The organism is Acidovorax facilis, assembly GCF_023913775.1.
GTDB classification, from domain to species: domain Bacteria; phylum Pseudomonadota; class Gammaproteobacteria; order Burkholderiales; family Burkholderiaceae_C; genus Acidovorax; species Acidovorax facilis.
Genome location: NZ_JAMXAX010000179.1, coordinates 1 through 10557, shown reverse-complemented (window position 1 = coordinate 10557; position 10557 = coordinate 1). Strand labels below are relative to the sequence as shown.

At 65.7% G+C, this 10557-nt stretch carries 10 protein-coding genes; 4 read left to right on the top strand and 6 right to left on the bottom strand.

The annotated features are described in order from the left end of the window. Nucleotides 1-1122, bottom strand: a 1122-nt coding sequence (gene creD, locus NFX52_RS27790) for a cell envelope integrity protein CreD (RefSeq protein ID WP_252635923.1), incomplete at its 3' end; no start/stop codon positions are given. Between the two features lie 201 nt (nucleotides 1123-1323). On the opposite strand from creD, the gene NFX52_RS27785 reads away from it, so the two are divergent. After that, complete coding sequence (locus NFX52_RS27785) at nucleotides 1324-1686, top strand: phosphopantetheine adenylyltransferase (RefSeq protein ID WP_242701316.1); 363 nt, start codon at nucleotides 1324-1326, stop codon at nucleotides 1684-1686. Here the strand turns inward: NFX52_RS27785 and creC are convergent. Beyond that, complete coding sequence (gene creC, locus NFX52_RS27780) at nucleotides 1683-3149, bottom strand: two-component system sensor histidine kinase CreC (RefSeq protein WP_055402035.1); 1467 nt, start codon at nucleotides 3147-3149, stop codon at nucleotides 1683-1685. The genes NFX52_RS27785 and creC overlap by 4 nt on opposite strands. Nucleotides 3150-3587: 438 nt before the next feature. On the opposite strand from creC, the gene NFX52_RS27775 reads away from it, so the two are divergent. Continuing rightward, complete coding sequence (locus NFX52_RS27775) at nucleotides 3588-4850, top strand: porin (protein ID WP_055402033.1); 1263 nt, start codon at nucleotides 3588-3590, stop codon at nucleotides 4848-4850. 238 nt (nucleotides 4851-5088) lie between these two features. On the opposite strand, the gene NFX52_RS27770 is transcribed toward NFX52_RS27775, so the two are convergent. The 3 genes from NFX52_RS27770 to NFX52_RS27760 form a co-directional block, all read right to left on the bottom strand. After that, the gene (locus NFX52_RS27770) at nucleotides 5089-5793 is read right to left on the bottom strand and encodes a response regulator (RefSeq protein WP_055402031.1); all 705 of its coding nucleotides are present in this window, start codon (nucleotides 5791-5793) and stop codon (nucleotides 5089-5091) included. A 149-nt stretch (nucleotides 5794-5942) separates the two neighbouring features. Next, entirely contained in the window at nucleotides 5943-6578 is a 636-nt protein-coding gene (locus NFX52_RS27765) for a MarC family protein (protein ID WP_055402029.1), read from the bottom strand. Beyond that, complete coding sequence (locus NFX52_RS27760; RefSeq protein ID WP_055402043.1) at nucleotides 6578-7324, bottom strand: SDR family oxidoreductase; 747 nt, start codon at nucleotides 7322-7324, stop codon at nucleotides 6578-6580. Before NFX52_RS27760 ends, NFX52_RS27765 begins: the two co-directional genes overlap by 1 nt. A gap of 115 nt (nucleotides 7325-7439) precedes the next feature. Here NFX52_RS27760 and NFX52_RS27755 point away from each other — a divergent pair, with 115 nt between their 5' ends. Both NFX52_RS27755 and NFX52_RS27750 read left to right on the top strand, forming a co-directional pair. Further along, nucleotides 7440-8129 carry a dienelactone hydrolase family protein gene (locus NFX52_RS27755; protein WP_055402028.1) on the top strand — a complete coding sequence of 230 codons (690 nt, stop codon included), beginning with the start codon at nucleotides 7440-7442 and terminating at the stop codon, nucleotides 8127-8129. Between the two features lie 151 nt (nucleotides 8130-8280). Beyond that, nucleotides 8281-9219 carry an amidohydrolase gene (locus NFX52_RS27750; RefSeq protein WP_082437640.1) on the top strand — a complete coding sequence of 313 codons (939 nt, stop codon included), beginning with the start codon at nucleotides 8281-8283 and terminating at the stop codon, nucleotides 9217-9219. Nucleotides 9220-9258: 39 nt separating this feature from the next. Here NFX52_RS27750 and NFX52_RS27745 read toward each other — a convergent pair whose 3' ends face one another. After that, nucleotides 9259-10458 (bottom strand): heavy metal sensor histidine kinase, encoded by a 1200-nt coding sequence (locus NFX52_RS27745; RefSeq protein ID WP_252635922.1) that lies wholly within the window; start codon nucleotides 10456-10458, stop codon nucleotides 9259-9261. Between the last annotated feature and the right edge of the window lie 99 nt (nucleotides 10459-10557).

Below are 10557 nucleotides of genomic sequence, written 5' to 3'. Positions count from 1 at the left end.
CAGGTGCTCCGACAGGCTCACCAGCAGCAGAAAAAAGCTGCACAGCGCGCTGCCCACCAGCAGGTACTGCACCGGGTGCACGCGCAGCTTCTTCATCAGTTCGAACAGGCCCACGGCCACGAAGGTGAGGGCAATGAACAGCACGCCATATTTGGTGGCGCGGTCCGACAGGGAATAGGGGTTCACCGGGTCGATGAAGGCCACGCTGAAGCTGTCGGCGCAGTCGCCGGGGGTGGCGCCTCCGGGCACATAGTCGCTGTGGCCGCCATCGTCTGTGCCGCCCAGGCAGATGCGTTTGCCGTTGGCAATGTCGGCCTGCGCCGTGGTGGCCAGCGACGACAGGCGCCACTGGGCCGCGAAACCGGTCTTCTTGACCTCGCGCTCCGACGGCAGAAAGCGGCCCCCGAACGACGGGTGGGGCCAGCTGCTGGTCATCTGCACCTCGGTGTTGCCACCCAGCGGCACAAAGGCCAGGCGTTCGGTGCCCACCAGTTCCAGGTCCAGCGTGGCGGTCAGTCCGTCGGCCTTGCCGCGCACCGATTCTGGCAGTGCCGCATGCAGGCCCCGGCTGTAGGTGGGGTGGAAGGTGCCGGGCTTGAGGGCCAGGGTCTGCGAATCCAGGGTGAACTGCGCGGTGCGGATGCCACGCGCGTCGCCCACGGCCATCATGACGATGGGCGCACCGCAGTGCATGCGCGAGTTTTTCATGCTGCTTTGCGGCACCAGGCTCGCCAGCGGCCCCCACTGGGCCGTCACGTGGGCCTTGAGGTTGAAGGTGTTCACCTTGTGCAGGCCGCGCGCTCGCTCTTCCATCGCAGCGCCGGTGCTGAGCTTGAGCTGCTCGGGCATGGCGGTCAGCAGGAACTCGCGGCGCTGCTCCACCATGCGGCGCTCATCCCCCTTGCCGGTCTCTACCTCCCAGCTCTCCACACAGGCGCTGTGGATCATCGGGCCCATCAGCGTCTGCGGTCCGGCCAGGCTTTCGGCCACGCTCTGGGCGGTGATGCTGCGGTAGCGCAACCGGTCGCGCACCACGTCTTCGATCATGCCGAGGCCAAAGAGCAGCAACACGGTGATGGCGGCCAGCGCGGCCAGTTTGGTAAACAAGGGGTGTTTGAACAAGAGATCCTCCACAAATGATGTTGTGGAGGCAGTGTTGTGGCCCGGTGTGAGGGCGCTATGAAGTTTGTGAGGCCAGTGTGAAGTCGGGCGTTGTGTCGGCATGACCTGTCAGGTCATCGACGGCCGAACTCCTTGCACCTACAAACGGCACAGGGCAATAGGAAACACGTTTTAGGGGGCGGCATGCGCTATGGGGTTCCGTTGATTCTGGTCTTGGTGGCAGTGGTCCATGCCCTGCCGCTGGTGGGCGTGCTCGGGGCGGGCAAGCTGGCGCAGCTGTACGGCACCCCGGTGCAGGATCCAGGCGTGGAGCTGCTGTTGCGGCACCGGGCCGTGCTTTTCGGGCTGCTGGCCGCCTTCATGGGCTATGCAGCCCTGCGCCCCGAACTGCATCGGCTGGGCCTGGTGGCGGGGCTGGTGAGCGTGGTGTCGTTTCTCCTGCTGTCGTGGCTGCAGCGGGGCAGTGCGCTCAGCGCCCCGCTGGTGACGGTCGTGCGGGTGGATGGGGTGGCACTGGCCTTGCTGGTGGTGGGGCTCGCTCTACACCTGCGCCGCTCGCATTAACTGGCGGGAAACTCCAGCGCCACGCGCAACCCTGGCCCGGTATTGCGCACCACCATCTGCCCCCCGTGCAGCGCCATCACGCGCTTGACGATGGCCAGCCCCAGGCCCGATCCACTGCGCTCGCCGCCTGGCCGCGCGGTGGTGAAGAAGCGTTCGCCCAGGCGGGGCAGGGCGTAGTCGGGCACGCCGGGGCCGCTGTCCCGCACGGCCACGGTGGCGTCGTCCAGCTCCACCTGCACCGTGCTGCCTGCGGGCGCAAAGTCGATGGCGTTGTCCAGCAGATTGGTCAGTGCCATGGTCACCAGCTCGGCCTCCCAGGGGCCGTTGCTGCCCGTACCTGACAGGGCCAGCATGATGCCGCGTTGCGCAGCACGGGCGCGTGTCTGGCCGATGGCGGCCTCGGCGCAGGCCTGCAGGGCCACAGGCGCGCGGCCCTCGGCGTGGTGGCGCTGCTCCAGTTTGGACAGCTCCAGCAGTCGGTCGATGATGCGCTGCAGGCGTTCGCTTTGCTGCACCACCTGGGTCGCAAATTCGGCACGGTCGGCGGCGGGCAGCTCGTCCTGCAGCAGCTCGCCCGCGCCCCGGATGGCCGCCACAGGGCTTTTGAGTTCGTGCGTCAGCGCGCGCACGTAGCCCTCGATGTAATCGCGCCCCTCGAGCCGGGCACGCATGCGGTCCATGGCGCGGGCCAGGTCGCCCAGCTCGCCCGGTACCTCGGGCACGGCCAGCGCCGTGGTGGGCGGGGCGCCGGGGTCATGGCGCTCGCCATCGGCCGGGCCCTGCACGCTCAAGGCGTAGTCGCGCAGACGGCGCACGTTCCATACCATCCACAGCGTCACGGCCACGCCGACGGCGGCCGAGAGCGCCAGTAGCAAGAGACCGCCCATGAACACCTTGCGCTCGGCGCGGTCGATGAAGCGCTGCACGGTGCGGGTGGGTTTGGCCACCGTCAGCACGCCTGCAATCTGTTCTTTCACGTAGATGGGCGCCGCCACATGCATCACGCCGCTGGTATCGTCGTCTTCCACATCGCGCGTGGAGCGTGCGCCGTACTCGCCCCGCAGCGTGCGGGCCACGTCGCGCCACTGCGAGTAGTCGGCGCCGATGGCGCGGTTCTCCGAGTCGAACAACACACGCCCCGTGGTGTCGGTCACATAGATGCGGTAGTCCAGTGACTGCTTGGAGAAACCCCAGATCGCTGCATCGATGGGCCGCGTGGCGTAGCGGCGCACATGCTGCGCAAACGGACTGGTGCTGCTGTTGTCAGCCCCCGCAGCCAACCGCCCGGCGGCCAGGTCTTCGCTGGCCAGCTCGGCCAGGATGTTGGCCGTGTCCACCATCATGTCCTCCATCACCTCGCGCACGCTGGGCTTGATCTCGGCCATGAACACGCGCAGCACAAAAAACGCGGCGATGCCGTTGATCAGGAAGAAGGCGAACAGCAGGCGGATGCCCAGGCGCATGGGGCAGTTCTCTTAAAAAATCTTGACCGGCAAAGCGTCTCAGAAGCGCTGAGTATCGGTATGGAGCAAGACGATGTGGGGGACGGGCAGTGCGTAGCACGCCTGGCGGACATGCTGGTCAGATCGTACAGGCGGTTGAATCGCAAGGTGAATTTGGCCAGGAAGCGCGATGCGGGCTTCCTGTGCGTGATGCTGCGACCCAGTCCTTGCCATCTGGCACGGGATGCACCGTGGGGACGCAAAGCCTGTTGCGCGGCCCACAAAAGTTGCAAACGCGCAACGTTTTCGCTCGAAAACAGGTCGGTACGACCGGGCTGCTCCAGCGATCCCGTGCTACCCGCTGTTACCGTTTGAGACATGTCACCTAGGCTGAACCCGGAGCTGCCCACGGTGTGGCGTGGGCTTCTGCCAATTTCATGCAGCAACAGGAGACAAGTTATGAACAAAATGCGTGCCCTATCAGCGGCCGTGCTTGGGTGCTTTTCGTCGTTTGGCATGGCGCAAAGCGCGGCTGACGGGAGCAGTGTGACGATGTACGGCATCGTCGACGTTGGCATCCACCATGTCACCGGAGCACCCGGCGGCTCTAAGACCAGCCTTACCAGTGGGAACATGCAAGGTTCGCGCCTCGGATTCAAGGGAAATGAAGACCTGGGAGGTGGATACCGCGCCGTCTTCACGCTCGAATCGCGGCTCGAAGCTGACACCGGCGCACTGGGCAACCGCCCCATTTCCCAAGGGCGGCTGCCGGACCGACTCAGCAACGCTGGATCGTTGGGCCTGCCTGCTGCGCTTCAGCCTGCTGTGTCCGCAGTGGCCGCCCAGATCGGTAATTCCGTGGGCGTCAACTTGGGCAACAACTTCTTTGATCGGCAAGTATTCACCGGTCTGATCACCCCGTTCGGTGCCTTCACATTCGGGCGACAGTACACACCGGGCTACTTGGCCAACGCCAACTTTGACGCGATGAAGACCGAGTCCAGCCTGTCACTGGGACAGTTGGTGGCGATTCCGGCTTCGTTCGATATCCGCGTGAGCAACTCACTCCAGTACGGTCTGCAATTGAACGGATTCACCGCCACCGCGATGTACGCAGCCGGGGAAGTCGCTGGCCGTTCGAGCGCGGGGCGGCTGTGGGGTGCCATGGCCATGTACAACGGCAACGGCTATTCGTTCGGCGGCGGTTACAACACACGCAACAACGAACTGGGTGAAAAGTCGCTGACGACCGCTGTCCTCGGCGCGACGCTGGATGTCGGGCCGGGCACCCTGTCGGGTCAATTCAGCGTCATCAAGGACGACCATCCCACCAACCTGTCCGGCATTTCCGCAGTCCTGTCTGCCAACCCTGCCACGGCACCAGTGGCCGGTCTGGTGCAAAACGCCTTCATTCAGGGTTTCCGGCAAGACGCACGCCTGTTCCAGGTTGGCTACCGCATCACCAGCGGCGTGCACGCCGTGACCGTGGCCTACAACAACATGAACGACAAACGCCCGTTCAATGCGGATCGCGCTTCGTATGGGGTGGCTTACACCTATGCACTGTCCAAGCGCACCGACCTGAATGCCGTATTCACACACCTGAACAACAAAAACACGTCGCAAGACATGTTGGGCGGCAACGGATTTCTGGGTGGCGTTGCGGCAGCGCCCGGAAAAGACGTCAATAGCCTGGCACTGTCGATTCGCCATCGTTTCTGAGGGCTTGCAGAGCGGAGGGCATCCGTGTGCTGCGCCGCTCAGGCCCTACACACTACCCCGCCAGATAGTCCGCCTGTCCAGCCCTCCGGCCCGAGCATTTCTCAGTTTTCGGTGGCATGCGGCCGTGGCCTGCACGCCAGTGCTCGTGCCTGCTGGGGGCGGGATGCCTTGCAAGGGCCCGCTCTACCTATGAGTGCGTGTGATGTCATCGACTCCATCGACTGGGGCCAATGGGGTTTTAAATATCGATGCAATACCCCATGCCCCGGTGCGTGCTGATGTACTCGCGCCCCGGGTCCACCTCGCGCAGCTTGGCGCGCAGGGTCTTGATGTGGGTGTCCACCGTGCGGTCGGTGCTCTCGCTGTCGTCGCCCCAGGCAGCGGCCAGCAGCGCGTCGCGCGAATGAATGCGGCCTGCGCCTCGCAACAGGTGGGACAGCAGGCGGTATTCGCGCCGGGTCAGCGGCAGGGCCTGGCCGCGCAGGCTGATGCGCTGGCCCGTCTCGTCGTCGAGGAACAGCGCGGAGGCCGTGGCGGTGGGCGTTGCCGGGTGGCCATTGCCGTTCCCGTTGCCCGCTCGGCGCAGCAGCGCCTTCACGCGCGCCGCCAGTTCGCGGGGGCTGAAGGGTTTGGTCAGGTAGTCGTCCGCGCCCAGCTCCAGGCCCAGCACGCGGTCGATCTCCTCGCCGTGGGCGCTGAGCATCAGCACGGGCAGGGCGGCGGTGGGCGCGGCGTTGCGAACGTCGCGCAGCAGGTCCAGGCCGCTGCCGTCGGGCAGGCCCACGTCCAGCACCAGCAGGTCAAAACGGGCGCGCTGCATTTGCTGGCGCGCATCGTGTACCAGCAGGCTGTGCGTGACGGTCAGGCCATCGCGCTCCAGCGCATAGGCCACGGTGCGGGCGATGGCGGGGTCGTCTTCGAGCAAAAGGAGTTTGGCAGACATGCCTCAATCATCCCCGGTGCTGCGCACCCCGCGCAGACAACGCAACTGGCGCGGCGCAGGCCAGGGACTCCGAGCAAGGGCCGCCCCGCAGTGAGGGCGTCGTCCCCCTTGGGGGAAGGCGCCGCAGGCGACTCAGGGGGTATTCCATGTCAGCGTGCAACGAGGATGGGGAACAATTTACCCAACCCGTCGGCCATCACCTCTACGGCCAGGGCGGCCAGGATCAGGCCCATCAGCCGGGTCATCACGTTGATGCCGGTCTTGCCCAGCACGCGTGCAATCGGGTCGGCCAGCGCAAAACACACGGCCGTGGCCAGCGCGATGACCACGCCGTAGCCCACCAGCGCCGCGTGCTGCCAGAAGGTCTGTGCGCGGTCGGCATAAATCACCACGGTAGACATGCTGGCCGGGCCGGTGAGCAGCGGGATGGTGAGCGGCACCACGGCAATGCTGCTGCCCGCTGCTGCCTTCTCGGCCCCTTCTTCGTACTCATTGGTGCTGGGCTTGGCCTCAGCGGGCTGGGCGTTGAGCATGTTCATCGCGCTGATGAGCAGCAGCATTCCGCCGCCCACCTGAAAGCTCTGCAGCGAGATGTTGAAGAAGTCGAGGATCTGCAGGCCCAGCAGCGCACAGGCTGCAATCACACAGAACACGCTGAAGCTGGCCACCTGTATGGTGCGTCGCCGCTGCGGGTACGAAAAGCCCTGCGTGTAGTGGATGAAAAACGGCACGATGGCCAGCGGGTTCACGATGGCCAGCAGGGTGATAAGAGGTTTCAGGTCCATCAGCGTCCTCCAGAGACTTCAAGCAATGACATGGTGGTGTAGGGCGACGCATCCGACATCAGCCATACGATGGCCTCGGCCACTTCTTCGGCCGTGCCGCCGCGTTGCATGGGCACCTGGTGGGCCAGGTCGCGCACGCGGTCGGGCAGGCCGCCGCTGGCGTGGATGTCGGTCTCGATCAGGCCCGGGCGCACGGCGTTCACACGGATGCCTTCTGCCGCCACCTCGCGTGCCAGGCCGATGGTGAAGGTGTCGATGGCGCCCTTGGCCGCCGCGTAGTCCACATACTGGTGGGCCGCGCCCAGCCGCGAGGCTGCGCTGGAGACGTTGACGATGCTGCCGCCCGCGCCGCCGTGGCGGGTGCTCATGCGGCGCACGGCCTCGCGGGCGCAGACAAAGCTGCCGATCACGTTGATATCGAACATGCGGCGCAGGCGCGCCACGCTCATTTCGTCCACCCGCTGGGTGGTGTCCACCACGCCCGCGTTGTTCACCAAGGCGGTGATGCGCCCGAGTTGTGTATCCACGGTGGCAAACATGGCCAGCACCTGGGCTTCGTCAGCCACATCGGCCTGCACGGCCAGCGCGGTGCCGCCTGCGGCGCGGATTTGCTGCACCACTGCATCGGCGGCGGCCTGGTTGCCCTGGTAGTTCACCGCCACCGCCCAGCCCTGGCGCGCGGCCAGTTGGGCGGTGGCGGCGCCAATGCCTCGGCTGGCGCCGGTGATTAAGACGATCTTGTCCATGAAATCGGGGTCTCCTGCAAGAATGGCGCATTGGAACAGGTTCTGGGTGCTGCGGGCAGCGGTTTGCAGCAGGCACACCTCCACTCCGGCGCATTTTTATCAAGGAGATTGCAGCATGGGACAGTTTGTCGATCTGACTTCGGGTGACGGTTTTGTATTTCCGGCCTGGGTGGCCCAGCCCGATGCCGCACCGCGTGGCGCCGTGGTGGTGCTGCAGGAAATTTTTGGCGTGAACTCCCACATTCGCGCCGTGGCCGACCGCTTTGCGGCGCGTGGCTACCTGGCGGTGGCGCCTTCGACCTTCCACCGCGTGAAACCCGGCGTGGACCTGGGCTACACCGGCGACGACATGCAGGCTGGCATGGGCCTGAAGGCGGCGGTGGAGGCGCTGCCCGCCCCTGGCGTGATGCCCGACATCCAGGCCGCCATCGACTACGCCGCTGCGCAAAGCGGCCGCAAGGTGGGCATCGTGGGCTTTTGCTGGGGTGGACTGCTCACCTGGCGTGCGGCTTGTACGCTCACCGGCCTGTCGGCCGCCGTGCCCTACTACGGCGGCGGCATGACCAGCCCCGACGAAGCCGCGCGCCAGCCCCGCGTGCCCGTGCTGGCCCACTTTGGCGAGCGCGACCACTGGATCCCGGTGGACAGCGTGCAGGCCTTTGCCCGCGCCCAGCCGGGTGCCGAGGTGCACATCTACGCAGCCGACCATGGCTTCAACTGCGACCAACGCGGCAGCTACGACGAGCCTGCGGCCATGACGGCGCGTGATCGCACACTGGCGTTCTTCGACAAACACCTCGCATGAATTGGAATCCCCCCTGAGGCGCTGCGCGCCTTCCCCCAAGGGGGACGACGCCGTCGCTGCGGGGCGGCCCTTGCTTGGCGTCTCTGGCGGGGGCGCGCCCATTGCAGGCGCCAGGGCGCAGCGATGAACTGCTCAATGTTTGGAGGCCGCCATGGCGAGTTCGACGTATATCCAGGTTTTGAGTCAAATTTGGCCGCTACCGCTTGCCTGTAAATCGATAGCAGCTATTGTTTTAATAGCATTTGGATTTCAGGCCCACGCGGCCGACTACACCGGCCCCCTGTTCGATGCGCACCTGCACTACAACGAGGAAGCGTGGGACGGCAAAACCGGCCCCCACCCGCCCGCTGATGTGCTCGCGCGCATGAAGGCCAGCGGCGTGCGCGCCATCGTTGCCAATTCGCGGCCCAACGCGGGTTCGCTCACGCTGGCGGGCCTGCCGCAGACGCGCGAGGCGGGTGTCACCGTCGTGCCCTTTGTGCGGCTGTACCGCAACCGGGCGGACTACACCGGCTGGTTTGCCGACGAGAGCATCTACACCATGGTGCAGACCGAGCTGGCGCGCGGCACGGCGGCGGGGCCGTATCGGGGCATTGGCGAGTTCCACCTGTACGACAGCGCCAATGCCAACGGCCCCGTGGCCCAGAAGCTCATGGCCCTGGCCGAAGAGCGTGACCTGGTGGTGCTGGCCCATGTGGATGATGTCGCCATCGACCTGCTGATGGCCCACACCCCGTCGAAGGGCCAGAAGGCGCGCCTGATCTGGGCCCACACCGGCATCGGCGGCGCGCCGGTGGAGCGGGTGGATGCGCTGATGGCGCGCTACCCCGGCCTGGTGGGCGAACTCTCGTACCGCCCCGGCTTGGTGTGCGACGACAACCAGTTGTGCCCCGCTTGGCGTGCGCTGCTGCTCAAGTACCCCACGCGCTTCGTGATCGGCTCGGACACCTGGGTCAACCAGCGCTGGCAGCACTACGAAAACCTGATGCAGGGCTACCGCCAGTGGCTGGGCGGCCTGCCTACCGATGTGGCGCGCAAGGTGGCGTGGGACAACGGGGTGGGGTTGTTTGGCGTCACGGCGCTGCGCTGATCTTGCGACCCACGGCCCCAGCCCCCATCGCACCCCGTGCTACCGGCTGATACGCCCGCGCGATGGCCCAGCCCTCGGTGCACGCGGCGGCGGTGGCGGGAACCACAGGGTGAACACCGTCGGATGGCCTGGGGCGCTGCGCACGTAGACCAAGCCTCCATGTAATTCCATTGTGCTTTTTACGATGGCCAGCCCCAGGCCAACGCCGGGTGCTTCTTCGTTGCTCTGACTTTCGACCCGGTATGCGCGTTCAAAAATCCTGGCTTGGTGCTGGAGGGCGATGGGTTCGCCCTCGTTGGAGACCGAAATATGGCAGCCACCATTCGATGCCACCGATCCTGAGAGCGCAACCGTGCTGCCTGGGTGGGCATGGCGAATGGCATTGGTCAGCAGGTTGCCGGTGGCGCGGGTGAGCAGGGTGTCATCAGCCCAGACATGGGCGCTCTGGTCCACCTGGAGCGCCAGCTCCAAACCCCGCTCCTGGGCGAGCAGTTCGAAGAAGGCTGCGGTGGCCCCCAGCCGTTGCTCCAGCGGGATGAAGGTGGCATGAACGGCGCTTTGCTGGCTCTCGGCGCGCGCGAGGAACAGGATGTTCTCGATCATCCGCCCCATGCGCTCATACGCTGGCACGGCCGACTCGATCACCGCACGGTATTCCTCCGCACTGCGGGGGCGGTCCAGCGTCACCTGGGCAACCATCAGGAGGCGGTGGATGGGAGTGCGCAGATCGTGCGCAATGTCGGACGACACACCCGACAGGCGGGTGAAGGAATCCTGCAGCCGGTCGAGCATGTGGTTGAACGCGCGGGCCACGGGTTCCAGCTCGGCAATGTTGTTCTCGGGGGCCAGCCGTTCGTGCAAGGCGTGGGCGCTGATGCGGTTGGCCGTGTTGGCCAGGCGGTGGGCCGAGGACAGGATGAGCCTGGCCGTGCACCAAGCGAAGAGGCTCGCGGCCAGCGCGCCGACGCCCAGCGTGATGGCAAAAACACGCCATGAGCGCAGGGCAAAGGCATGGCCCCGCGCGTGCAAATCCTCTGCAGGGATATGGACCATGCCTCCGTTGCTGGCGAGCAGAGGCTGGAGGTCGTTGAAATCCTGGCCCAGCAGGTAGATCACCATCCAGAAGCTGGCCGTGATCAACAGCAGGGTGATCGAAGAAATCGCCAGCGCGATCTTCAGGGGCAGAGAGCGCCGCAGGAAAGTCCTCGCCCTAGGGCAACGCTGATTAAGGTCCACCATTGAGAGGGGTCAAACGTTATCCGCAGATGAAGCAGCAGACCTTGGCAATGGCCGCAGATCAAGACAACGGATTCGAGCATTCGCGCAAACCCACCCGAC

Coding starts and splice junctions, on each gene's coding strand:
- creC (WP_055402035.1), bottom strand. CDS start 3,149: ATGCGCCTGGGCATCCGCCTGCTGTTCGCCTTCTTCCTGATCAACGGC.
- NFX52_RS27775 (WP_055402033.1), top strand. CDS start 3,588: ATGAACAAAATGCGTGCCCTATCAGCGGCCGTGCTTGGGTGCTTTTCG.
- NFX52_RS27770 (WP_055402031.1), bottom strand. CDS start 5,793: ATGTCTGCCAAACTCCTTTTGCTCGAAGACGACCCCGCCATCGCCCGC.
- NFX52_RS27765 (WP_055402029.1), bottom strand. CDS start 6,578: ATGGACCTGAAACCTCTTATCACCCTGCTGGCCATCGTGAACCCGCTG.
- NFX52_RS27760 (WP_055402043.1), bottom strand. CDS start 7,324: ATGGACAAGATCGTCTTAATCACCGGCGCCAGCCGAGGCATTGGCGCC.
- NFX52_RS27755 (WP_055402028.1), top strand. CDS start 7,440: ATGGGACAGTTTGTCGATCTGACTTCGGGTGACGGTTTTGTATTTCCG.
- NFX52_RS27750 (WP_082437640.1), top strand. CDS start 8,281: ATGGCGAGTTCGACGTATATCCAGGTTTTGAGTCAAATTTGGCCGCTA.
- NFX52_RS27745 (WP_252635922.1), bottom strand. CDS start 10,458: ATGGTGGACCTTAATCAGCGTTGCCCTAGGGCGAGGACTTTCCTGCGG.